The sequence below is a fragment of the Novosphingobium sp. SG720 genome (assembly GCF_012275365.1).
Taxonomy (GTDB): domain Bacteria; phylum Pseudomonadota; class Alphaproteobacteria; order Sphingomonadales; family Sphingomonadaceae; genus Novosphingobium; species Novosphingobium rhizosphaerae.
The window spans coordinates 1-24797 of record NZ_JAAZQN010000005.1 but is presented as its reverse complement, the minus strand read 5'-3'; the positions used below and the strand labels follow the sequence as shown (position 1 = coordinate 24797).

Genomic DNA, 24797 nt, shown 5'->3' with positions numbered 1-24797 from the left:
TGGCCGGAGCGTCTAGCCCGCAGTTGTATCACCCCAATTTCGCCGCGATACGAACGCGAAACGTTTGCTGACGAACTGAAATGATCCACCTAAGCCGCGGTGGAACACGAACATTTTTTCTATATTGATCAGTATATTAATCAAGCCCGCCGGACGATCTGATGCGGCGGTGGCGGCGGCGGGCCATACAACTTGTTACAAATTCATGAGGCCTTGCCGCGCTGGGCAAGGGCGTCGCCGGCCTGGCCGCCAGCGCCGCCCCTGTCCGTGTTTCAAGCCGGCAAGCTGACGGCGTTGATGATGTGCGCCTGGGTATATTCCAGCAGGCCCGCCTCACCCAGTTCGCCGCCCAGGCCGGATTGCTTGACCCCGCGGAACGGTATCGTCGGGTCGATCGCCAGGTGCTGGTTGACCCACACCGTCCCGGTGTCGATCCGCCGCGCCACATCCATCGCGCGGGCCACGTCCTTGCCCCAGACCGTGCCGCCCAGCCCATAGTCGCTGTCGTTGGCGCGCGCGATCACGTCGTCCACGTCGGAAAACTTGAGCACGGGCAGCACCGGGCCGAACTGTTCCTCGCGCACCAGCGGCGCATCGTCGTCCAGGTCTGCCACGATGGTCGGCGCGATGAAGTAACCCGGCCGATCGAGCGGCGCGCCGCCGGCCAGCACCGTCCCGCGCTCCCGCGCGTCGGCCAGCAGGGCAGATACCTTTTCGAACTGCATCTTGTTCTGCACCGGGCCGATCGTCACACCCTGGCGGGTGCCTTCGTCCACCACGGCTTCCTTGGCCAGGCGGGCGATTTCTTCCACGAATTCGTCATAGACGGTTTCGTGGACATAGGCGCGCTTGATCGCCACGCAGACCTGGCCTGCGTTGACCATCGCGCCTTGATAGACCTTTTCGGCGGCCAGCTTGGCCGGCATGTCGTCCAGCACGATGGCCGCGTCGTTGCCACCCAGTTCCAGCGTCACGCGCTTCACGCTGCCCGAGGCCGAAGCCATGACTTTCTTGCCGGTGACGGTCGATCCGGTGAACGCCACCTTGGCCAAATCGGGGTGGGTGGAAAGCGCCGCGCCCAGATCGTTGACGTCGGCGATGATGTTGACGACCCCGGCCGGCAGGATCGACGCGATCACTTCGCCCAGCAGCAGGGTGGTGAGCGGCGTGGTCGGCGCGGGCTTGGCCACCATGGTGTTGCCCGCCAGAAGGCACGGGCCCAGCTTGTTGGCCAGCAGCACCACCGGGAAATTCCACGGCGTGATCGCCGCGCACACGCCCAGCGGGGTGCGATGCTCGATCACGGTATTGCCGCCCTCTTCGCGCAGGACCTTGTCGGTGATGCGCATGCCGGCAAAGGCCTTGAGCACGAAAACCGTGCCATAGATTTCGTTGCGCGCCTGGTCGAGCGGCTTGCCCTGCTCGGCGGTGAGCAACTGGGCAAACTCCTCGATCCGCGCCATCACCGCGTCGGCCAACTGGTCGATCAGGGCGGCGCGATCATCCTGGCTGCGCGCGGCCCAGGCGGGGAACGCCCGCTTGGCGGCGGCCACGGCCGCATCCAACTGGGCCTGGTCGGCGCGCGGGGCCTGGGTCAGCACGGCTTCGGTGGCGGGGTTGATCACGTCGAACGTGGCCGCGCCCGGCACCAATTGACCGTCGATCAACAGGCTGAATTGCTTGTCCATGTCAAAAATTCCTTTGCCTATGGGGCCATTGTGGGAAGGCGTCAGCCAATGCGCAAGATCGGCTTGACCACGTGGCCCGCCTCTCCCTGCGCAATGGCGTCGGCGATGTCTTCGAACGCGAAAAAGCGCACCAGGCGATCGAACGGAAAGCGCCCGGCGCGATAGTGGGCCAGCAGTTCGGGGATGAAGGCCTGCGGATCGGCGCCGCCTTCCACCACGCCGCGGATCACGCGGCCCCCGCTCATCAGGAACGTGGCATCGGCGGCAATGTCGCCGGGGCCATAGGCGCCCACCAGCGCCATCTGCCCGCGCGGGGCAAGCGCCGGCATGGCGGCGTTGACCACGTCGGGCCGGCCGGTCGTGTCGATCACGCAGTCGAAACCCTGGGCCAGGCCCGCGGCCCGGGCATGGTCGGCCAGGCTGCCGCTGCGCGCGTCAAAGCCATGCGTGGCGCCCAGTTCCTGCGCCAGGGCAATGCGCGCGGGATTGATGTCCACCGCCGCCACCACGCCGGCCCCGGCAATGCCGCAGGCCATGATGGCGGAAAGCCCCACCGCGCCGGTGCCGATCACCGCCACGCTGGCGCCCGGGCGCGGGCGCAGTTCGTTGAGCACGGCGCCCGCGCCGGTCTGGATGCCGCAACCCAAGGGCCCGAGCAGTTCGAGCGGCAGATCGGCATCCACTTTCACCGCATTGCGCGCATGGACCAGGGCATGGGTGGCGAACGAGGATTGGCCGAACACGTGGCTGTGGATCGCCGTGCCATCGGATGCAGACAACGCGGTGGTGCCATCGGTGCGGCTGCCGCCAAAGTTATAGGCGAACCAGTCGTGGCAATAGGCCGGGGCGTGATCGTCGCACGACGGGCAATGCCCGCAGGAATCGAAGCTGAGCACGACATGGTCGCCCGGTGCCAGCGTCGTAACGCCAGCGCCCACGCGCTCCACCACGCCCGCGCCTTCATGGCCCAGCACCACGGGAAAGGGCGTGGGCAGGTGCCCGTCGCGCAGCACCATGTCAGTGTGGCACACGCCCACGCCAACCAGCCGCACCACCAGTTCGCCCTCGCGCGGATCGTCGAGCACGACCGGCTCGATCACCGGCGGCGCACCCGGCTGGCGGAACACGGCGGCTTGGGCGGGCGTGGGCATGGCAAGTATCCTTGACTGGAACGAACACAAAGGAAGCGCCGAGCCGGGGGATGGTGGAGGGTTCGGCCCGGCGCCAGTGGGTGGATGGGTGCTTGGGTGATCAGAACTTGAAGCCGGCGCGCAGATACCATTCGCGCGGGCGGTTATAGCTGCCAAAGATTGCCCCGGCCGAAAGATTGGGGCCGCCGGTCACCAGATAGCGCGTGTCGGTCAGGTTGGTGCCTCCCACCGTCAGCGACCAGCGATCGCCCGGCGTGTTGTAGGTAAGGCTGGCGTTGACCATGTCGTTGGTGGGGCGGCGCAGCAGGAGGGTACGCGCGATGTCGTTCCACACCGGGGTGGTGTGTGTCCAGTCTGCCAGGGCCACGACATTGCCGCCATTGGCCAGGTCGAGCTGGTAGCGCGGCGAAACGTTGATCTTCCAATTGGCCGTCTTGGGCAGCGGCGCGCCCAGGAAGATGCCGGCCTGGATGCCGGGGATCGGGCTGGCGTTGACGAGCGCGGCGGCATCGATCTGGGTATAATGGGCATCGATATAGCCGACCGAGCCATTGATGGTCAGGCCGGTGACCGGCGCCAGCACCATCTCGGCTTCCACGCCCTTGATCCGCGCGCGCCCGGCATTGGCGATCGTGGGCGAGGTGCCGATCTGGATGTTGAGCTGCACGCCTTGATAGTCGGTGGTGAAAGCCGCCAGGTTCAACTGCAGCTTGCGATCGAGCAGGGTGGATTTCACGCCCAGTTCCCACGTCGTGGCCTTTTCCGGGCCAAAGCCGGGGGCGACGTTGCCCTGCGGGTTGGTCAATCGCGTGGTCCAGCCGCCGGTCTTGTACCCCTTGGACCACGAACCATAGACCATGATCCGGTTGGCCGGATAGAGCTGCACCCCCACCTTGGGCGAGAAGTTGTCAAACGTCTTGCGGTTCACCCCCGGCGTATAGACCTGCACCGGATTGGCGGGGTTGGGATAGGAAATGCCGGTCTGGCAGCTGACCGGGCCAAGCGGGAACGGCGCGCCCGGCGTGACATTGCCATTGGCATCGCTGCACCCGAACAGCTTGTAGTTGAAGCCGTTCAATTCCTGCTGCCCGCCTTCGAACTGCTTGGTTTCATGGGTATAGCGCCCACCCACGGTAATCCCCAGGATCTCGATCGGGCGATAGTCCACCTGGCCGAAGAAGGCATAGTTTTCGGTCTTGAAGCGGTTGGGCCCATCCACCTGCACCAGGCCTTCGTCAAACGTGACGTAATCGTGCAGCGTGCCCTGTTCCTTGAAATAGTACCCGCCCAAAACGTAGTTCAGCTTCTTGTCCAGTGCCTTGCCCAGGATCTGCACTTCCTGGCTGAACTGCCACTGGTTCTGCTGGAACGACAGCTCCAGGAACGACAGCGGCGAACCGTCCGCGTCCACGCCGGCGCGCCAGCGCGTATCGCGATAGGCGGTGATGGACTTGATCGTGAGGTCGTCGTTCACTTGCGCCTGCACCGTGGCGCCCAGGCCCCAGGTGGTCAGCTTGTTGAAGCTGGGCCCGGTGGCATAGCTGGTATCGGGATCGGACAAGACAAAGCGGGAATCCCAAGGCAGGCGATCGTTGGTGGGATCGCTATCGACGTTCACGCCTGCCAATGGCGACAGCCGGCGGCCATATTGCGTGCCCCGCGCCCCGCACAGCGCCTGGGCATTGCGCGCAGCGATCTGCTGCGCATTGGCGCCGATGCAGAAGTTGTAGAGGCCCGAGAACAGGAAGCCCGTGGTGCCCGAGGCCGACAGCGCGGTGCCAGGCAGATTGTCCGTCCCGGCAAAGGGGCCAGGCAGGTTCACCGTGCCCAGCAGCTTGGTCGCCTGCGAGGACGTGTCCTGGCGAGTCCAGTCGCCGGTCAGCGTGGCGGTGATCGCGCCGCCGTTGTCCCACTTCAGCTTGCCGCGCAGCGAGGCGGTGTTGTCGCCCCCTTCACGGCTGGAGCTGGCATAGTCGGCCTGGTTGAAATTATAGAAAGTGTCGGAATTGCTGGCGCGCTGGTCGGGATAGGGAATGCGCTTGAGGAACCCTTCCCGGTTGGTGACTGCGAACGTGACCGAAGAAAACAGCGACTGGGCGAGCGGCACGTCGATCGTGCCCCGCACCTTGACCAGGTTGTAGCTGCCGGTGGTGGCGTCGATCGAGCCCTTGAATTCCTTGCCCGGCTCGTGCGTGACGATCGAAATCGCCCCGCCGATGGTGTTGCGGCCAAACAGCGTGCCCTGCGGGCCCTTGAGCACTTCGACGCGCTCCACGTCGGGCAGGTCCTGGTTCGCCCCCACCGTGCGCGCCAGATAGACGCCGTCCAGGTATATCCCCACGCCGGGATCGATGTTGAAGGCAAAGTCATCCGATCCGATGCCGCGGATCGTGGCCGAAAGCACGGCCGAAGAGCCGGAAAACGGCGTCCCGCCATCCAGGTTGACGTTGGGCGCCAGCGCCGAAAGCGACGAAACGCTGGTCACCGCCCGTTCCTTGAGCGACGCAGCGGTGAATGCGGAAATGGCGATCGGCACGTTCTGCACGTTTTGCGCGCGCTTTTGCGCCGTAACGACGATTTCCTGGATGCCGCCCTGCTGCGGTGGCGGCGCGCCATCGGCCGGCGGCGCGGCGTCCTGAGCCTGGGCCAGGCCCGGCGCGGCCGCGCCCAGGGCCGCGGCCATGGCAAACAGGCTGGAACGGGTGGAACATTTCAGCATCCTGCACTCCCTTGCGATTTGTTATCGCTGTGGGAGCTACTCGCCTGCCTGCGCGCCTTCTTGCACGATCGCGCGAAAAGCACGGACAAACGCGATGGGCATGGCGCGATCCGCGCCTAGCTGTGGTCCGCCCGCTGCACATAGGCGTTGAGCCTGGCCAGCATGGCCTGCTTTTCGGCCTCGGGCAGCCATGCCGCCCTAAACCCATTGCGCGCCAGGGTGACGATCTCGGTTCGCGTCAGGGCGCTGCGATCGGCAGCACGGATCAACACGTCGTCGAGATATTCGCTGCCCATATAGGCCGGATCATCCGATGAAATCGTCACGTTCAACCCGGCGTCGAGCATTGCGCGCACCACATCCACCGGTGTCGCCAGGCCTTTGCGCAAGGTTCCCGAAAAAGTGGGGCACACCGTGAAGAACATGCCCCGCTGCCGTGCCAAGGCAACCAGTTCGGGCGATTCCACAATGTTGCCGCCATGGTCGATGCGATCAACCTTGAGATCGAGCAGCGCAGTGCGGATATGGCCCAGCGTGTCGTCCTGATCGACATCGCAATGTGCCGTCACCCGCAGGCCATGGGCCCGCGCCTTGGCGAAATGGGCGCGGAACTTTTCCGGCGGGTTGCCTGCTTCATCGGAATCGAGGCCGACACCGACCAGATCCTTGCGGAAGGCCAAGCCGGTATCGAGCGCATCCATCGCGCTCTGCGCCGAAAGATCGCGCACAAAGCACAGGATCAATTGCGAACGGATGCCAAGCCGGGTCCGCGCGTCGCGCCGCGCCCGGCTGATCCCGCCAATCACCGCGGCCATCGGCACGCCGCGCTTGAGATGCTCCTGCGGATCGAAGAACATCTCGGTATAGATCACGTTCTGCGCGGCCGCCTTGGCGAGATAGGCATAAGTCAGGTCATAGAAGTCCTGCTCCCTGAGCAGCACTTTCATGCCGTCATAATAGATCGCCAGAAAGCTCGGCAGGTCGTGATAGCGGTAGCTGGCCTTCATCGCGGCGACATCGGCAAAGGGCAGTTGCAGCCCGTTGCGCCGCGCCAGGGCGAATTTCATCTCGGCTTCCAGCGTGCCTTCAAGATGGACGTGATATTCCGCCTTGGGCATGCCCGCGATGAACCTGGCCAGGGCGGCATCCTTGACCGGCGCCACTGCCCTTGCCCGCCCGATGGTAGCCATCGCGCACACCATACCTGCTGCAAATCCGCGCCGATCCATTGCCACCCCCTTGCTGTCTCACTGCCCATGTCACGACGCGCGTTTGTCGGGTGGCACGCGCCTTGTGGTCAAACATGGAATGCGCAATGGCGCGTGGCAAAAAACAGAGCGGGGCCAGGCACGACCCGGCTATCAATGCATCGCGCGATACTGGCGTGGGGTCTGGCCAAAGCGTTCCTGGAAGCGGCGGCTGAAATAGGAACTGTCGGAAAATCCGCAGTCGAACGCGATCTGGGTAATGCTGCTCTGCGGCTCCAACGTCAGTTTCTGCGCGGCAAGCGCCAGGCGGCGCTCGTTGATATAGCCGCCCAGCGTCACCCCCTGGCCGGCCGCCGCTGCCTGCAGCCGGCGCAGCGAAACGCCCATGTCGGCCGCGATCGTGGCAGGCGAAAGCGTGTGATCGGCAAGGCGTGCCGCCACGATGGCGCGGGCGCGCTCGAGCAGGCCATGGCGGCTGGGCCGGGCCACCTGGTCGGTCGGGCGCAGGCTGGCCAGCAGCAGCGAACAGAACACAGCGTCATAGCCTTCATCGGGCAGCCCATCGGGGCTAGCCTCGCTCTCGCGCCACAGCGACAGCATGAAATCGTGCAGCAGGCGGGTGGACGGCGCCTCGCGCGGGATGCAGGTGGCCACCGCATCGTCCAGCCAATGCGGCGCCTCGCCCAGCACGGCGCGATCGAATTCGGCCACGACCAGTTCATGCTCGCTGCGCAAGTCGAACCGATAGACCTCTTCACTGGCACAGAGCACCATGTCGCCGGCGCGCACGTCCAGCTCGCGCCGGCGGTGGACCGCACGCCCCTGGCCCGAGCGCACGACATGCAGCTTGAGCCGCGGCCCGCCGCCATGCCCGGCTTCGAGCAGGCGGCGCTCTACCGAAACCGGGGTGGCGCGGGGCCGGGTCATGGCGATGCCACCCATTTGCCAGCGCGAGACGGTGGCTTCGAAGTGCGGGGTCAGCGGATTGGTGGAAAGGCCCGAATACGTGCTCGACATCAAGCTGCGCCAGTACGGCAGCTTGTCGGCTCCAGGCACGTTGCGCGTCGAAAAATGCTCGATCATCAGCCTTGATCCACCCTCAGCCTATCAGCGGACTCGGTCTTGGCGCCGTGCCTCCCGTTCTGAATTAGTCAGCAATACATACAAATGCAATCAGGCACCCCATCGGGCAGGGCCACCGGGGCGGCGGGTCAATGCCCGCCGCTGGTGTCGATCGGTCCCTTGGGCCGGGGCGCCAGCCAGATCAGCGCCGCTGCCACGCCAAAGCATAGCGCCACGGCGGCAAAGACATCGAGCGTGGCCAGCATCACGCTTTGTCCTTCCACGATGCTGGTCAATGTGCTGGTGGCGCCATCGTGGGAAAGCCCGCCGGACACGAAATTGTCGATCGCCTGCTGCCCGTTGGCCATGGCGCCGGCCAGTTCGCTCTGGTTGAACCGGGCCGAGTCTGCCCAGCTGGTCTGGACCAGCGACGTGCCGATCGCCCCGCCCATCGTGCGCATGAAGTTCGACAGACCCGCCGCGCTGGCTTGCTCGTGCGGCTCCACGCTGGCCATGGCGATGCCGGTCACCGGGATGAATAGCATGACCATGAACGGCCCGGTGAGCAGCGTGGGCCAGGCCATCTGCCAGAACGTGATGTCCTGGTTGAAGCCCATGCGCCACACGCTGATCGCGCCCAGCCCGACCAGACCGATCGAAACGATCAGGCGCGGATCAAAGCGGTTGACCGCCGTGCCGACGATCGGAGAGCTGACGATCGCCAGCACGCCCATCAGGCCCGTCGCCATGCCGGCCCAGGTGGCGGTATAGCCCATGTTCTGCTGCAGCCACAGCGGGATGATCACGATGCCCGCGAAGAATGCGCCGAACCCCACCGCGAACGTGACCGCCGCCGCCGCAAAGCCGCGATGGCGAAAGACCTTGAGATCGACCACCGGATTCTCTTCGGTCGATTCCCAGATCAGGAACGCGGCAAAGCCGATCGCGGCAATCACCGCCAGCCAGCGGATTTCCGCAGCGGCAAACCAATCGTGGTTGCGTCCTTCGTCCAGCATGATCTGGAACGCGGCCACCCAGACTACCAGCAAGGCAAAGCCCACCTTGTCGATCGAGGCCGGCTCGCGCGGGTCGGGCTGGCCCTTGAGCAGCCACAACGCCAGCATGCCCCCGCCCAGCGCAACCACCGCGGGCAGGATGAAGATATCGTTCCACGTCATGCTGTCGCAGATCACGCCGCCCAGGATCGGCCCGGCGATGGGGCCGACCAGCGAAGTCATGGCCCACAACACGGTGCCTTGCGTGGCCTTTTCGGGCGGGAAAACGCGCAGCAGCAGGAGCTGCGAAAGCGGCATGATCGGCCCGCCCACCATACCCAGCAGCACGCGGCCCAGCACCAGCATGCCCAGCGAGTTGGCCAGGCCGCAGAACACCGACAGCGCGGCAAAGGCGAGGTAGCAGGTAATGAACACGCGCTGCGCGCCAAAGCGCTTGGCCAGCCATCCCGTCAGCGGCACGGTGATCGCCTCGGCCACGGCATAGGACGTGATCACCCAGGTGCCTTGCGTGGAGGAAACGCCCAGCGCGCCGGAAATGGTCGAGACCGAAACGTTGGCGATGCTGGTATCGAGCACCACCAGGAAATTGCCGAGGCCGATGGCCAGCGCTGCCAGCAGCAGCTTGCCCCCGGTGAGCGGCCCGTCCGGCTCGCGCGCCGTCAGCGCGCGGCCCGCCATTGCAACGGATGTGGACATGGCAGATGCCTTTCCGAAAGGAAGCCGCGCTCAGTTCTTCACGGCGATATCGGCCGTCATCGACAGGCCCACCTGCAAGGGATGGCGCGCCAGCTGCGCGGGATCGAGCGCGATGCGCACCGGCAGGCGCTGCACCACCTTGATCCAGTTGCCCGTGGCATTCTGCGCCGGCACCACGGCAAAGGCCGAACCGGTGCCCCCGGCAAAGCCCACGACGCGGCCTGTGAACGTCACATCGTCGCCATAAAGATCAGACGTGAGCGTCACCGGCTGGCCAGGGCGCACATGGGCCAGCTGCACTTCCTTGAAATTGGCATCGACATAGGCCGCCTGGAGCGGCGCGATCGACATCAGCGTCTGCCCGGCCTGGACGCGCTGCCCCACCTGCACCTGCCGCTTGGACACCACGCCATCGACAGGTGCGCGGATCACGGTGCGTGCCAGGTTGACGCGGGCCTGCTCCAGGCTGGCCCGCGCGGCGAGCACTTCGGGATTGGTGTCGACCGTGGCATTGGCGGTAAGCGCCTGGTTCGCGTCGCGATCGCCGGTCGCGCTCATGCGGTTGGCGGCGGCCTGGGTGCGCGCCGCCTGGGCGGCTTTCACATTGGCCAGCGCGCTGGCAAAGGCGCTGCGCGCGCTGGTCAGTTCCTCGCCCGAAACAGAGCCGGAGGCAACCAGCGCCTGGCGACGATCGAGGTCGATCCGCGCCTTTTCCAGATCGGCCTGGGCCGAAGCCAGCTGGGCATCGGCGCGCGCCTGGTCTGCCGCGCGGCTGGCGATCAGCGCAGTCAGCCCGCTGCCCGTGGCCATCAGCCCGCGGACCTTGCGTTCGGTTTGCGCCAGTTGCGCCTCGGCCTGGGCCACCGCGATCCGCGCATCGGTATCGTCAAGCCGCACCAGCACGTCGCCGCGCTTGACCGCCTGGGTATCGTCGACCAGCACTTGCGCCACCGGGCCGCTCACTTGCGGGGTCACTTGCGCCAGATTGGCGCCGACATAGGCATTGTCGGTCACCACATGGCGGCCGGCGACGAAATGGTCATAGCCCCAGGCGCCAACGGCGGCCACGGCCACGGCGCCGGCCAGCCCCGCGAACAGCTTGCTGCGGCGCGCCTTGGGCGACGCGCTGGCGGCGCCGTCAAAACCGGTTTCCACGTCGGCGATCTTGGTCATCACGGTCATCGGAGGGGATCCTTTCACGAACGAAAGCCGCCGCCGAGCGCGCGCACCATGGCGACGTCGAGGGCAAAGGCACGGGTTTGCAGGGAAGCGACGGTCTTGCGCGCCGCGATCAGGGAATCTTCGGCGTTGAGCACGTCGAGATAAGTGGCCAGGCCCCCGCGATAGCGGTTGTTGGCCACGGTCCAGGCGGCCTGAGCCGAAGCCTGCGCGGCTTGGGCGCGGCCCAGGCGTTGGCCCAGTGCCTGCTGGCTGGTGGCGGCATCGGCTACATCGTGCAACGCCTGGACAAGCGCCGCATCATATTGCGCCACGGCCACTTCGTGATCGGCCTCGGTCCCGCGATACTGGGCACGCAACCGCCCGCCATCGAGGATCGGCAGGCTGAGCGCCGGGCCGACCGAGCCATAGTCGGATCCGGACTGGAACACCTTGCCGATATCGAGCGCCTGCATGCCGATCAGCGCGGACAAGTTGACGCTGGGATAGAAAGCCGCGCGCGCCTGGCGGATGCGGCTGTCGCTCGATTGCACGCGCAGCTTGGCGGCGATGACATCGGGACGGCGGCCGATGAGTTCGGCCGGCAGATTGGCGGGCAGCCCAGCCGTGGCCTTGCCCAGGTCGATCTGCGGGCGGGCAATCGCCAACCCGCGATCGGGACCGGCCCCCATCAGCGCGGCGATGCGGTTGCGCGCCAGGCCGATGCTTTCGTCCAGGCTGGCCAGATCGCCCTGCGCGGTTTCCAGCGAAGACACCGCGCGCTCCACCGCGCCCATGTTTTCCAGGCCCTGCCGCTGGCGGTCGGCCATCAGGTCACGCGTCTTCTGGCGCACCTCCACGGCATCGACCGCGGCATCGCGCTGGGCAAAAAGGCTGGCCAGGTCGGCATAGGCACTGGCGATGCCGGCCGAAACGGTCAGCCGCGTCGCGGCCGCTTCGGCGCCCGCTGCTGCCGCGTCAGACTTGGCAGCGGACAGTGCGGCGCGGTTCTTGCCCCAGAAATCCAGATCCCACGACAAGCTGAGCGAGGCCTGGCCATAATCGGGCCAACCGCGCGGGCTCATGCCCTGGGGAAACAGATAGTTGTTGCTTTGCTGTGTCAGGCCGCCCTGCGCCCCGGCAGTCAGACTGGGCAGCAACGCGCTGCGGCTTTCGCCAGCCACCGCCTGCGCCTTGGCAAAACGCGCCTGGGCCACGCGCAAGTCGGTCGCGCCTGCCAGCCCTTCGGCAATCAGGCTGTCGAGCTGGCTATCGCCATAGGCCTGCCACCAGCCATCCGACGGCCAGTTGGCCGCGCTCGCACCCGAAGCTGGCGCCAGGCTCTGGCTTGCGCCGAGCTTTTCCGGCGTGGCCACCGTGGCCAGTTGCGCGCGCGGTGGCGGCACGGCGCATCCGCCGGTCAGCAAGGCCAGCCCGGCAACGGCCAGAGCGAGCGTGGGCCGCAACGACATGCGCGGGGAGGCATCGGACGACGCATGGGCCAGCGGCATGACGGACGCGGCCGGGCGGCGGAATTCCGGCGGTTTGGGCAAGACTTGCATGGGCGACTCCGGGCTGGATAACCGTACTGAACGGTTCAGTATTGCCGGACTGTTGCGTCGTCAATGAAAAAGTGTACAGTCGGGTTCAGATAAGGAGAAAATGCATGCGGGTGAAATCCGATGCCCGGCGAGAGGCCATCTTGGACATTGCCAAGGACCTGTTCCGCGAGGTGGGGTACGAACGTGCCTCGATGGCGATGATCTCGGCCCGGGTCGGCGGCTCGAAAGCCACGCTCTACAGCTACTTCAAATCGAAAGAGGCGCTGTTTGCCGCGGCCATGATCGCGGCGATGGAAGAACAGGCGCAAGGCCTGCTCGATCTGCTCAATCCGGCCGAGCCCGACCTGCGCACCGTGCTCGTGCGCTTTGGCCATGCCTATCTCGCGCTGGTGACATCGGCCGATGCCCTGGCGATCACGCGCACCGCGATTGCCGAAGGGACCAACAGCGGGCTGGGCGCCGAACTCTATGAACTGGGCCCGCGCCGGGGCATGCTGGCGGTGGAAGACTATATGCGCGGGCTGGTCGAACGCGGCACGCTGCGCCCGTGCGATCCGCGTGTCGCCTCGGCCCATCTCAAAGGGCTGCTCGAAGCCGGGATGGTGGAACCGCTGCTGTTCGGCGCCCCGATCGAATTTGCGATCGATGCCGCTATCGAAGAAGCGATCGACGCATTCCTGCGGGCTTATCTGGCCGCCGCCGATGCCAGCTAAGTCACCAGCACCAGGCGGATATCGTTGACATTGGTATGCGTGGGGCCGGTGATCAGCAGATCGCCGAGCGCGGCGAAGAAGCTGTAGCTGTCATGCCCCGCCAATGCCTCCCCCGCGCCAAGGCCGGCGGCGCGAGCGCGGGCCAAGGTATCGGGCGCGACGAACGCGCCGGCGGCATCCTCGCTGCCGTCGATCCCGTCGCTGTCGGCGGCCAGCGCCCAGACACCCGGAAGGCCATCGAGCGCGAGCGCCAGGGCCAGCGCGAATTCGCAATTGCGCCCACCCCGGCCGATCGGGCCGCCCACCAGCGTTACCGTGGTTTCCCCGCCCGACAGGATCACCGCAGGCGCGCGCACCGGATCGCCCCAGGCCTGCGCCGATCGGGCAATGCCGGCCATGGCCCGGCCCAGTTCGCGCGCTTCGCCTTCCAGCGTGTCGCCCAGCACAAGGGGATTGAGCCCGAGCGCGCGGGCTTGCGCCACGGCGGCTTCCAGCGCCCGGCGGGGTGAAGCGATCACGCGCGTTTCACCCGCTCCCGCCACCACCGGTCCGGCCTGGCGCAACGCGGCCAGCACGGGTGCGGGCACGGGCAGGCGATAGCGGGCGATGATCGCCAGCGCATCGGCTGGGGTGGTACCATCGGCCAGCGTCGGGCCGGATGCGACCGCCGCCGGATCATCGCCCGGCACATCGCTGATCACCAGCGTCAGCACGCGCGCCGGCGTGGCCAGCGCGGCCAGCCGCCCGCCTTTCACGCGCGACAGGTGCCGGCGCACGGTGTTGATTTCGGCAATGCCGGCACCCGATTCCAGCATGGCGCGGGTCAGCGCCTGCAACCCGGCCAGGTCCAGCCCATCCACCGGCCATTCCATGCAGGCCGATCCCCCGCCCGAAATCAACGCGATCACCAGGTCGTCCGCGGTCAGGCCGTGCAGCGCCGCCACGATGGCCTGGGCGGCAGCAAGGCTGTGCTGGTCGGGCACGGGATGGCCCGCTTCCACCACGGCGATGCGGCCGGATGGCAGGCCCGCACCGTGCCCGTGGCGGGTGGCCACCACGCCGGACACAGGCACGCCCGGCCCCCAGCGTTCCAGCAGCGCCGCATCAAGCGCGCTGGCCATGGCCGCGCTGGCCTTGCCCGCACCGATCACCACGCAGCGCCCGGCCGGCGCAGGCGGCACATGCCCGCGCATCAACCGCGCCGGCTGGCTGGCGGCAATCGCCGCATCATGGATCGCCCGCAGCAGGAAACGGGCGCGGGCATCGTCGATCGGAGGGGAAACGGTCATGCCCTGGGGATGGCAGTGCTTGTCGGCCCAGGCAATCCGGGCCATGGTCCAAAAGGATCGGATCGCCGCCAGGCGCACCGGAAATTGGGAGAGAAGCCAAGTGAAGAACACGCTGCGCCGGCAATTGGCGGCTGCTGCCCTGCTGTTGGCCGCGGCGGCCGGCGCTGCCGGGTCCGGTGCCGCCATGGCTGCACCCGCCGCACCCGCGCCCACGCTGGAATATGCCTTCACGGCAACGGTAACGCTGGCCCCGCCGGTGGAACAAGGCGAAGTCGCCAGCGGGCGCAAGCGGTTCATCGCGATCACCGGCGGCACGGTGGATGGCCCTTTGTTCAAGGGGCGCGTCCTGGCCGGCGGTGGTGACTGGCAAACCATCCTTCCTGGCGGCTTGACCCAGGTGGAAGCACGCTACTTCCTTCAAGCCGCCGATGGCACGGTGGTGGACGTGGCCAATCCGGGCGTGCGCGTGGCCAGCCCCGACGTGACCGAGCGCATCGCGCAAGGGCAGGATGTGCCACCCGATGCCTATTACTTTCGCACCACGCCGCGCCTGGCCGCGCGGGCCGGCCCGCTGGACTGGATGAACCGCGCGGTCTTCGTGGCGCGCGGCATTCGCCGGCCCGACCATGTGCAGATCGATTTCTACGTGGTGCGTTAACGCCCGCCGCGCGGCAGCGACAGGAAATCGCGCGGCGACAGGGCTTCATCGGTGAACCGCGCCATGGCGATGGCGCCATGGAAATGGTTCACCCCGTTGCGCCGCATTGCCACGCTGGTGCTGCCCGGTTGTTGCGGCGCAAAGGCCACGCGGGCCTCTCCCTCCTGCACGCCGTTGACATAGCTGCGATAGGTGGTTCCGTCGAACGTCTGCGCCACGTGATACCAGCGACCGATCGGGTGCAGCCGCGCGGGATCGGCCAAGACCTGGCTGTAACCGGCGCCCTTCACGAAAGTGTCGAGATACCACGATTGGCCGACCACGCGGATTTCGAACAGCATGCGGGTTTCGCCCGTCGGGCGGCCGGGCGTGTCGTTGCTGGCCAGGTGCAGCCAACGCTGCTCGAACGCGCCGCCATCGGGCCGAAACACCGCCTCGGCGGTGAACCGCGCGGCGCCGGCCAGCGGGTGGCGCGGCAGGATCAGGGCATCGACCTGCCCGTCAAACACCATGGCCTTGCCTTCGACCCTGGGATGGCCCTGCACTTGCGGCGCCATGTGGCCGATGCGGGCGAGACTGTCGAACCGCCATACTTCCTGCCGCGCGCTGGCGCAGCCGGGCAACAGCAAAGCCAGCGCCAGCACCGCGCGCGCGATCATGGCAGCACCACCACGTTGTTGCGCTGGGTCACTTCGGCCACGCCGCTCGAAACCCGCACGTGCAGGCCCTGCGGCGCGCCAGCCGGAATCGCCAGCGTGACCGTGGCGGTGCGCGGAGTCAGGTCGGTGGGCGCCGGCAGCGGCGGCACTGCCGCGCGGGCCAGCACGTGTCCGTCTGCGGTTTCCAGCGTCAGCGTACCCGCCGGCGCCGCCACGCTGCCCAGGCTGTGCACCCGCACGGTGAGCCAGCTTCCCTTGCGCGTCACGTCGTCGGCGCCAATGCCCAGGTCCGGCCGATGCTCGGGCTGCACCGTCGCGCGCTGCGTCAGGCGGAAGGTCATCACCGTGGTCTGCCCCGGTGCGAAGGCAACAGGAATGGAACCGCCACGTTCCATTTCCACGCTGCGCTTTTCCAATGGCTCGCGCGCCGCGTCGCCGTCATCCGGCGCGAGGCCCTGCATCATCGTCCAGGTGCCGGCCACCACGTTCCAGGTGCCCATCTCGACGCGCTGTTCCTGACGGCTCGTGTTGTGGGCGATGACGGTAAAGCCCTCGGGTGTCGCATCGCGCACCAGGATCGCCACCTTGAGCGCGGCTTCCGGGTCGGCAAAGCGCCAGCTCACGGCATTGCCCGGCCAGGTCTGGTTGCGTTTCAAGGCAATGCCGCCCAGCCGTTCGCGCTGGAGCAGGTCGTTGGACGCTTCCACCCGGTCGGTCCACCAGTGGCCCTGCGTGATCATATACATGTGCTGCGTCTTGTCGGCGATGCCGGCGGCATTCAGCGCTTCCAGCCAGGCGCGGTTGCCGGTGCTGTTCCACGCTTCGAACCGGGCCACGTCGTTCCCGTTTTCCGCCCCCTTGCGCAGCACATCGGCCCAGTCGCCGCGCTTGCCCAGCACGGTCAGCGCATTTTCGTTAAGCTCGCCCAGCGCGGCAAAATTGCCAGTTCCCAGCCGGCCCAGCACGGGGCGCAGGTACTTGTCATCGCCGGTAAAGCGCCAGGCAGCCCAGGCCGATTGCATCGGCAGGCTGGCCCCGCCGCCGTCCCCGGCCCGCTCGGCATCGCTGTTCCAGCTGATGTCGTTGGGAAAGCGCCACAGCCCATCGGCGCCCTGCTTGCCATGGGCCAGCAGCCCGTCGACCAGCCCCGTTACCAGGCCCCGCGCGGTGGGATCGGCATTGTACAGCCCCAGCAGGACCGGCGTATGCATGATCACGAAGCCATAGGGCTTCTGCCAGGCCCACGGCTCGTCGCGATAGATTTTCCGCCCGCCATACCAGCTTGAGGAAATGTGCATATGCCCGGCCGGATTGGTGCGGATCACACTGCCCAGCGCCTTGACCGTGGCCATCATCCGCTCCACCGCCTTGGGCTCGCCCCAATTGAGGTAGAGCCGCTCGGCGTCGGAATTGATGCCTTCTTCGTAAACGTGCAGTTCGTCGCTGGTGATGTAGCTCAAGCCATCGACGATCATGCCGTTCTTGTAGACCGCATCGGACAATGCGCGCAGCGAGGCGTTGATCTTGTCCGGGTCCACGCCCATCAGCGCCATACCCGGCCATTGCTGCGTCAGGTCGGTATCGTCGGAAATGCCGCCGCCGAAATCGCCATAAGGCACCTGGCGGTTGTCGATCCACCAGTTGACGAACTGGCGCGCCAGCTTGAGATCTTCCAACTGGCGAAAGGCCCAGAGCGGCATGCCCTGCGGCGCTTGCGGCTGCACGAAGGGCGGCAACTGGTCCTGCGAATAGCCGATATCGGCCCAATAGCGCCGCGCCTCAAGATTGTCCGGGTCCACGCGCAACAGGTCGGTAATGTCGCCATAAAGCCGGCGATAGAGCCCCGCGCGTTTCGAGGCGGTGTGTTCCTCCACCAGGAAGGCCCAGTTGTCTTTCACCTGGTTGAAGCGGTCGGCCACATGCTCCTTGAGCGCGGCCGCGCGGTCCTTGAACACCAGCCGCACGCCCATGCCATCGAGCGATGCCGGCCCGAAATCGGGCGCGGCGGACGCCACCGTCAGGTAGAGGCTGTCGCCCGTCAGGATGCGGTCGCGCAGATCGAGCCACAGCGTGCGCGCCTCGCCCGGCCGCACCGAGACTTGCACGTCGATCATATCACGCCCCGGCCAGATCGGGTCTTTCACGCGGATGTTCAGCGCAATTAGCCCCTTGGCATCAGGCGTGGCATGGAGAGCGGGCAGATCGAGCGCCACGCCATCCAGCCCGTCGTGGCTGTTTTCCCAGCCATAGTTCCACGCCCGCGCCAGTGGCCGGCCCGCCGGGGCATCGCCAAAGTTCGACGGGATCAGCACATGCACCAGCGGCAGCCGCGCCGCGCCCTCGTCGCGCGCTGCCGTGTCGCTGCCCGCCGCGCTTCCCGCGCCTACCGCCGCGCGCACCCCGTCGGTGGGCAGCGCCACCACCGTGGCGCGCTCCGCCGCCGGGTAGCGACCGGCGATGAAAGCATTGAGGCCCGCCAGCGCGCCCAGATCGGTGGGCGCAGCACTGCGCACGGTATAGCGCAACTGGAACGTGCCGGCCGGCACGGGGCCAGCATGCATGTCGTAGGCCCAGATTTCCTGGATCGGCTGTTCCTGGATCACATTGGTGAAGCGCAGCACGCCACCGGTACGCGGCGCGGCCTGGGTGACCGAGCGCACCACCCCTTGTGGGCGCGTGGCGAGCTTTTGCCAGCCGCCCTGCCCATCGGCCGACCATTCCAGCGCGCCATAGGCGGCGCCGCGGATCTCCACGCGGTTGAACCGCTCGGCCACCGGCACGGTCAGGCTATAGGCCTTGCCCCCTTCGACATAGACGTTCCAATCGGGCAGTTCGAAATAGTCGTCGCGACCCGGCAGGCGAGAGCGATTGTAGACGCCGGGCCAGGTGGTTTCGGCGATGCCGTCCACCCCTTTCCACATCCATTCCTTGAGGTCCTTGGCGTCGGCAAATTCCACCTTGCGCACCGTGGTGACCGGATCGGTGAGCAGCGGCGGGGCCATGCTGTCCCAGCCGAAGCGGTGCAGCCAGGCGGCACGATCGGGCGCCACGGGCTGCGGTGCCGGGTCCTGGTGCGCGGCAAGTGCCGCTACGCCAGCGCCGTCCAGCATGTGGCCATAGACGCGAATGTCATCCAGGTCTGACCCGCGCATGAAGTTGTAGCGGCTCTGCACCTGGTGCGGCGCCATGACCCGGCCAGCCAGGCCGAACTGGTCGAGCCCCATGTCGAGATTGGCAGCCTGCGCCTTGCGCGCCACTTCGCGCCCGTCCCAGAACAGCGTGACGCCGCGCGTCTCGTCCCAGGCGAAAGCCAGGTGGTGCCAGGCATCGGGCGCGGGCGGCGTCGGGATCGTCCAGCTGACCCGCACGCGCGAGAGGTTGGCGTCGGTGACGAAAGCGTCAAAGCCGTGGCCGTTCCAGTCGATGCGCAGGAACGCCATGTCCCAGCTGGAATGATCGGCCGCCCCGGCGCGAAAGATCACGAACGGCGCCTCGCCCACCGGGGTGTGGCTGCGCCAGAAGAACGACAGCGTGCCCCGCTGCGCCAGCATGTTGCCCGGCGCATTCCACGCGACATAGCCGCCATCGCCCCAGCGCCCGGCCCCACCGGCGGCCCCATCGGGCACGATGGCCACGTCGCTCTGGAAATTGGGCACGGCATCGCCGCCGGCTTGCGTCGCCGTGAAGCCCGTATCCAGCGGGGCGTGGAACAGCAGGCCATCGGCCGGCGTGGCGCGCGCGGCCGTGGCGGCGCAGATCAGAGCCAGCAGCGAGGCGCCACGCAAAAGCGGATGGGGCACGGCATTTCTCCCAGGCAAATCTCTGTTCATTTTTTCACCGTCACCCGGGGTGACGAAGATGGCGAGCTAACCCAGCGCGCGAAAGCGGAAATCGCGGAACCGCGCTTCCCCCTTGCCCGCCGCATAAAGGCCGGGACGCAACATCAGGAAGCCGCCGCGCACGTTGTGGTGATAACCCGACACTTCCATCCCACGGTCAAAGCGGCGCCAGGTCTGCCCGCCATCGCCGCTGGTGTGGAAAGACACGATGTGCCGATCGTTGCGCACGCGCAAGCGCATCGCCGGCCCGTATGGATTGGCCGGGCGGCCGCGCTCCATCCCATATTGGTGCGTCACGAAACGCCTGGTATCGAACCCCAGCCCGCAATAGAGCGCCTGGTCATAGAACAGCACCAGGCCGGCGGTGGTTTCGGGATCGATCTCGATCGCGCACTCGAACTCATAGGCCCGGTCCCCGGCGATGAGCAGCAGCGGGGCGGAATCGGCAGGCGCGGTGCCACGTGCCGCCAGGTGCAGGCAATGGTTGGAGACGCGCGCACGGCTGGCTTCGTCCCGCGCGGGCTTGAAGAAATTCCAGCGGCGGCCCAGTTCGAGCGTGGCGAAATCGTCGGACAAGGGCAGGCCATGTGGCCCGGCCTTGCGCCCGCCACGCGGCGCTGGCAGCGGCGCGGCTAGATCGCCGCCTTTCATGCGGAACCAGCCATCGGCGGTCCATTCCACTGGATCGAGCAGCGTCTGGCGCCCCAGCGTCCAATAGTCGCGCTCGAACCCGTGATAGACCGACCACCAATCCCCGCCCGGCCCTTCGAACACGGTGGCATGCCCGCGCGACCACCAGGCCTCGTCCCGGCTTTGCGTGCGCACGATCGGGTTGTGCGGGCAGTTTTCCCACGGCCCGTGGATGGAGCGCGATCGCGCCGCGATGACCATGTGCCCGGTGGGCGGGCCGGCGGTGCCGCCCACGGCGGTGATCAAATAGAACCAACCGCCGTGCGCCACGATCTTGGGGCCTTCGGGCGAAAACCCTTCCACATCCCAATCCTCGGGGTAGTGCCAGGGATCATAGACGTGCTCTACCTTGCCCATCGTGGACAGGCCATCGGCGGCAAGCGCCACGCGATCTCCGCCCGACAGGAACAGGTAGCGCGAGCCATCCTCGCCCACGGCATGGCCGGGATCGATATGATCGGGCAGGCCCAGGTCAATCGGCGCGCTCCACGGCCCCTCGATCCGGTCTGCCCAGATCACATAGTTGGCGTTGGGGCTGGCCTTGGCGGGAAAATAGATGAAGTAGCGCCCGTTGTGGCGGCACAGGTCCGGCGCCCAGACCGCGCCGACATTCTGGGTGAGCGCGGCGGTGATCGGCTGCCAGTTGAGCAGGTCCTGCGAATGCCAGATAACCAGCCCCGGATAGGAATCGAACGTGGAGAAGGTCATGTAATAGTCGGCGCCGTCCTTCAGGATCGACGGATCGGGATGATCGCCGGCCATGACAGGATTGCGATAGGTGCCGTTGCCCAGATCGGCCAGGCGCTGGCCATCGAACCCGCGCGGGGCGTGGGGCACTGGCGCCAAGGGCACTGGTGGCGCGGCACGGGCCGGCAGGCTGGAAAGCCCCGCCAGACCCACCGCGCCGGCCAGCGCGCCGCGCCGGTCGACGGTGCCGCTCATGCCGCGATCCGCACCGGTGCCAGGCGCGGGCTGAGCAGGTGGACCACCGCAAGCGCCACCAGATAGGCGCTGGCGCAGATGGCAAAGAGCACTTCGTAACTGTGCGTGGCATCGAGGATATAGCCGGCAAACAGCGCCATGCCCATGCCGCCAAAGGCCCCCACCGTGCCGCCGATGCCCACCACCGAACCCACCGCGCCGCGCGGAAACATGTCGGAAGGCAGCGTGTAGAGATTGGCGGAAAAGGCCTGGTGCGCAGCCGTGGCGAGGCCGATGATCAAGACGGCCCACCACATGCTGTCCACCCCCTGCACGAACCAGATCGGCAGGACGCAGACCGCGCAGATCAGCATGGTCACCTTGCGCGCGACATTGGGCGAGCGCCCGGCCTTGATCAGGCGCGACGACAGCCAGCCGCCGGCAATGCTGCCCAAGTCCGAAATCAGGTAGATCGCTGCCAGCGGCAGGCCGAAACTCTTGAGATCGAGGTTGTAGCGCGTGAACAGATAGCCCGGCAGCCAGAACAGGAAGAACCACCAGATCGGGTCGATGAGGAACTTGCCCAGGGCATAGGCCCAGGTTTCGCGCACGGTGAGCAGCCGTGCCCAGCCGATCGGGGTAACCGGGTCGGCCGGATCCTGGCGAATCCAGGCCAGTTCGGCGGCGCTGACGCGGCCATGCTGCGTGGGATGGCGATAGAGCAGCCACCACGCCACGACCCAGGCAATGCCGAACAGGCCGGTGACGAAGAACGCCATGCGCCAATCGAACCACAGCACCAGCAACGGCACGAGCAAGGGCGTGATGATCGCGCCGACATTGGCCCCGGCGTTGAACACCCCGATGGCAAAGGCGCGTTCACGCTGGGGGAACCAGTCGGTCACCGCGCGGATGCCGGCGGGGAAATTGCCGGATTCGCCCAGCCCCAGGCCAAAGCGGGCCAGGGCGAAGGAGACCAAGCCGGTGGCAAAGCCATGGGCGATATGGCTCACCGTCCAGATGACGATGGCAATGGTATAGCCCAGCCGTGCGCCCAGCGCATCGACCACTTTGCCGAACGAGAGATAGCCGATGGCATAGGCCACCTGGAACCAGAACACGATCGCCGCGAAATCGGATTCCGACCAATGGAAATCGGCCGCCAGCGTGGGCTTGAGCACGCCGATCATCTGCCGGTCGATATAGTTGATCGCCGTGGCGGCAAACAGCAGGGCCACCACCACCCAGCGCGTGCGACCCACATTTGCCGTGGCCGGGATGCCTTCCCCGATCTGCGCTTTCATTGCTTCAACTCCCGAAAGCGGCGGGCTTGTTACCCTGCCGGTCATGCTTGCCTAGCGGCCTTAGGCGGCCACGATCGTGCAGGCGACGCTGCCGTACCCGGCAAAGGCCGCGCGGACCTGTTGCCCCGGCTCTACCGAATGCACCCCGGTGACCGCGCCGGTGGATACCCAAAGGCCGCGCGTCGCATCGATGCCGCGCGCCGCCAGGTTGCCCAGCAGAAAGCGCACCGCGCCCAACGGGCCATCGAGCATCGTGGCCGTCGTGGCCGTGCCGACAGGGGCACCGTCGATCGACAGCGTTACCGAGATAGACGCAAAATCAATCTCTTGCCATCCGGAAAGGGCTGCCCCCACGACCAAGCCATAGTTGTTGCCATAGTCCGAGACGGTGACCGGCGGACCATCGTCGTTGATCCCCGGGTAAGGCGAACTGGCGACCTCTATACCGATATGCACAGCATCGAGCAGCGCACGCGTGGCGCCATCATCGCCCGGCACCGTCCCGTCCCAGCCCGGCGCCACATGCAGCAGGAATTCTGCCTCTGCCGCAGCAAAGCCTTGCGCAAACACCGGCATGCCGGGCACCTGGCCAAAGCCCGGGATCACCACGCTATCGGCAAAGATCGGCCCGGCCAGGCGGTTGCTGGCCAGACGGGCATCGTCGGGCGGGTTGATCCGCCCCACTTTCCATCCCGCAACCGCGCGGCCGTCGATCGCCAGCGCGGCATCCTGGATGGCATAGGCACCGACCAGATCGGCCGGCGCCTGCCCCGGATAGGATGATAACGCGCGTTTCTCGCGCCGCGCCGCCACGAATGCTTCGGCCACGGCGCGCGCCTCAGACTTTGCCTGTTCCGTCAAACCCATCCCAGCTTACCTCAAGCGGATCGGACAAGGCACTGGCCTGGAAACCGGTGTCAAAACCCGATACAACGCCGTTGAACATGATTTGCCGCGCCCCGCGGTGAACGGGGCAGCATGCGCCTTGCGGCATGGTAACCGGTGTCATATTGCCTTTTACCGCTGACGAAGGCAAGTCTGAAAATCGGGGCCAGAAATCTGGACGCGACGAGAGGCAAGAAGGACACCGCATGGCCAAAGCGCCAAAACCCACGATCAACGATGTGGCGCGCCTTTCCGGGGTGTCGAAAAAGACCGTCAGCCGGGTGATCAACAAGTCACCCCTGCTCAACCAGGCCACCCGCGAAAAGGTGGAAGCGGTGATCGCCCAGCTGGATTACGTGCCCAACCCCCAGGCGCGCGCGCTGGCCTTGCGGCGCAATTTCCTGATCGGGCTGATCCACGACAACCCCAACGCCCAGATGGTGCTCAATGTGCAGGAGGGCATTCTCGACACGATCCGCGCCACCGAATTTGCGCTGGTGGTGCGGCCGGTCGATCGCCACTCGCCCACCCTGCTCGATGATATCCACCGCTTCATCGAACAGCAGCGGCTTTACGGCGTGATGCTGCTCCCTCCGCTTTCCGAAAACGACGAACTGGCCCGGCTGTGCCGCGATCTGGGCTGCACCGTGGTCCGCATGGGATCGGCCCGGCTGGACGACGAAGCCCATCTGGTGGCGTCGAACGACCAGCAGGCAGTGAGCGAGGCGGTGGCCTGGCTGGCCGAACTGGGCCATAGCCGGATCGGCTTTGTCGCCGGGCCAGACGGCTTCCGCTCTGCCCGCGAGCGCGAGCTGGGCTTCATCGCCGGCATGGGCCGCGCCGGGCTGACGATCGACCCAGCCCTGCTGACGCGTGGGGATTATCGCTTCGAATCGGGCCAGGCCGCCGGCGACGCGCTGCTCGACGGCAAGACGCCGCCCACCGCGATCTTCGCCAGCAACGACGAGATGGCGGCCGGCGTCCTGCACGCCGCCTGCGCGCGCGGCCTGACCGTGCCGCAGGACCTGTCGATCATCGGCTTTGACGATACCGCCATTGCCGCGCACATCTGGCCCCCGCTCACCACCGTGCGCTGGCCGATCCGCGCCATGGCCCGCACCGCCGCGCTCAAGCTGACCCGCCCCGAAACCGCCGCGCGCGAGCCGTCGTTCTTCCCGTCAGACCTGGTGCGGCGAGCATCGGCCGTGGCGCGGGTGCCGGATCAAACCGCTTCGTCAGACCATCCGCCGCTGAAATCCTGACCGGTATAGAAAACGCGGGGAATCACCATCTCGGCGTCAGACACAGCGTGGAGGATGGTAGCGATTCGCCGCCGCCCAATCCGCGCGCGCGATGGACCGGCGCGGTCCCGATCAAAAACCGGGGTGGCCAAAACGTCATTGACACCGGTTACCCAAACTCGATACCAAGCCCTCAAGAGCGACGAGGGAGAGTGCGCCATGTTTGCCAAGACCTATCACGCCACGCATCCGGACATGATGGAGGGGGTATCGAACGAAGCGCTGCGCGATCGCTACCTGGTATCGGGCATGTTCGTGGCGGGCGAAGTGAACCTCAA

The 24797-nt window shown here is 66.8% G+C and carries 17 protein-coding genes and 1 pseudogene; 4 read left to right on the top strand and 14 right to left on the bottom strand.

Going from position 1 to position 24797, the window contains the following annotated elements:
- Window positions 1-272 precede the first annotated feature (272 nt).
- From FHW94_RS17080 to FHW94_RS17045, 8 genes are all read right to left on the bottom strand, one after another.
- Window positions 273-1688 carry an aldehyde dehydrogenase family protein gene (locus FHW94_RS17080; RefSeq protein WP_168557038.1) on the bottom strand — a complete coding sequence of 472 codons (1416 nt, stop codon included), beginning with the start codon at window positions 1686-1688 and terminating at the stop codon, window positions 273-275.
- Between the two features lie 41 nt (window positions 1689-1729).
- Complete coding sequence (locus tag FHW94_RS17075) at window positions 1730-2839, bottom strand: NAD(P)-dependent alcohol dehydrogenase (protein ID WP_168557037.1); 1110 nt, start codon at window positions 2837-2839, stop codon at window positions 1730-1732.
- A 100-nt stretch (window positions 2840-2939) separates the two neighbouring features.
- Window positions 2940-5558: a TonB-dependent receptor gene (locus FHW94_RS17070; protein WP_246866222.1), complete on the bottom strand. Its 2619-nt coding sequence runs from the start codon at window positions 5556-5558 to the stop codon at window positions 2940-2942.
- A gap of 116 nt (window positions 5559-5674) precedes the next feature.
- Window positions 5675-6748 carry an adenosine deaminase gene (add, locus tag FHW94_RS17065; RefSeq protein ID WP_168557036.1) on the bottom strand — a complete coding sequence of 358 codons (1074 nt, stop codon included), beginning with the start codon at window positions 6746-6748 and terminating at the stop codon, window positions 5675-5677.
- A 171-nt stretch (window positions 6749-6919) separates the two neighbouring features.
- A complete protein-coding gene (locus FHW94_RS17060; protein WP_168557035.1) occupies window positions 6920-7849 on the bottom strand; it encodes a helix-turn-helix domain-containing protein in 930 nt (309 codons plus the stop codon).
- A 128-nt stretch (window positions 7850-7977) separates the two neighbouring features.
- Window positions 7978-9540: a DHA2 family efflux MFS transporter permease subunit gene (locus FHW94_RS17055; RefSeq protein ID WP_168557034.1), complete on the bottom strand. Its 1563-nt coding sequence runs from the start codon at window positions 9538-9540 to the stop codon at window positions 7978-7980.
- 30 nt (window positions 9541-9570) lie between these two features.
- Entirely contained in the window at window positions 9571-10713 is a 1143-nt protein-coding gene (locus tag FHW94_RS17050) for an efflux RND transporter periplasmic adaptor subunit (protein WP_168557284.1), read from the bottom strand.
- 23 nt (window positions 10714-10736) lie between these two features.
- Window positions 10737-12260, bottom strand: coding sequence for an efflux transporter outer membrane subunit (locus FHW94_RS17045; RefSeq protein WP_246866221.1), 1524 nt, complete (start codon window positions 12258-12260; stop codon window positions 10737-10739).
- A gap of 104 nt (window positions 12261-12364) precedes the next feature.
- Here FHW94_RS17045 and FHW94_RS17040 point away from each other — a divergent pair, with 104 nt between their 5' ends.
- Window positions 12365-12973, top strand: a complete 609-nt coding sequence (locus FHW94_RS17040; RefSeq protein WP_168557033.1) for a TetR/AcrR family transcriptional regulator — start codon at window positions 12365-12367, stop codon at window positions 12971-12973.
- Here the strand turns inward: FHW94_RS17040 and FHW94_RS17035 are convergent.
- A complete protein-coding gene (locus FHW94_RS17035; protein ID WP_246866220.1) occupies window positions 12970-14307 on the bottom strand; it encodes a glycerate kinase in 1338 nt (445 codons plus the stop codon). The two genes, FHW94_RS17040 and FHW94_RS17035, sit on opposite strands and share 4 nt — an antisense overlap.
- 55 nt (window positions 14308-14362) lie before the next feature.
- On the opposite strand from FHW94_RS17035, the gene FHW94_RS17030 reads away from it, so the two are divergent.
- The gene (locus FHW94_RS17030; RefSeq protein WP_349237542.1) at window positions 14363-14920 is read left to right on the top strand and encodes a DUF3237 domain-containing protein; all 558 of its coding nucleotides are present in this window, start codon (window positions 14363-14365) and stop codon (window positions 14918-14920) included.
- On the opposite strand, the gene FHW94_RS17025 is transcribed toward FHW94_RS17030, so the two are convergent.
- The 5 genes from FHW94_RS17025 to FHW94_RS17005 all read right to left on the bottom strand — a co-directional run bounded on the left by FHW94_RS17025 (window position 14917) and on the right by FHW94_RS17005 (window position 23200).
- A complete protein-coding gene (locus FHW94_RS17025) occupies window positions 14917-15579 on the bottom strand; it encodes a LamG domain-containing protein (protein WP_168557031.1) in 663 nt (220 codons plus the stop codon). The genes FHW94_RS17030 and FHW94_RS17025 overlap by 4 nt on opposite strands.
- A complete protein-coding gene (locus FHW94_RS17020) occupies window positions 15576-19364 on the bottom strand; it encodes a LamG-like jellyroll fold domain-containing protein (protein ID WP_246866246.1) in 3789 nt (1262 codons plus the stop codon). Before FHW94_RS17020 ends, FHW94_RS17025 begins: the two co-directional genes overlap by 4 nt.
- 81 nt (window positions 19365-19445) lie before the next feature.
- Window positions 19446-21050 carry a family 43 glycosylhydrolase gene (locus tag FHW94_RS17015; RefSeq protein WP_168557029.1) on the bottom strand — a complete coding sequence of 535 codons (1605 nt, stop codon included), beginning with the start codon at window positions 21048-21050 and terminating at the stop codon, window positions 19446-19448.
- A complete protein-coding gene (locus FHW94_RS17010; RefSeq protein ID WP_168557028.1) occupies window positions 21047-22333 on the bottom strand; it encodes an MFS transporter in 1287 nt (428 codons plus the stop codon). The genes FHW94_RS17015 and FHW94_RS17010 overlap by 4 nt, the downstream gene beginning before the upstream one ends.
- Before the next feature lie 60 nt (window positions 22334-22393).
- Window positions 22394-23200 carry a 2-keto-4-pentenoate hydratase gene (locus tag FHW94_RS17005; protein WP_168557027.1) on the bottom strand — a complete coding sequence of 269 codons (807 nt, stop codon included), beginning with the start codon at window positions 23198-23200 and terminating at the stop codon, window positions 22394-22396.
- Between the two features lie 224 nt (window positions 23201-23424).
- Here FHW94_RS17005 and FHW94_RS17000 point away from each other — a divergent pair, with 224 nt between their 5' ends.
- The gene (locus FHW94_RS17000) at window positions 23425-24480 is read left to right on the top strand and encodes a LacI family DNA-binding transcriptional regulator (protein ID WP_168557026.1); all 1056 of its coding nucleotides are present in this window, start codon (window positions 23425-23427) and stop codon (window positions 24478-24480) included.
- 198 nt (window positions 24481-24678) lie between these two features.
- Window positions 24679-24797, top strand: a pseudogene (locus FHW94_RS23375) (5-dehydro-4-deoxy-D-glucuronate isomerase); the annotation flags it as partial.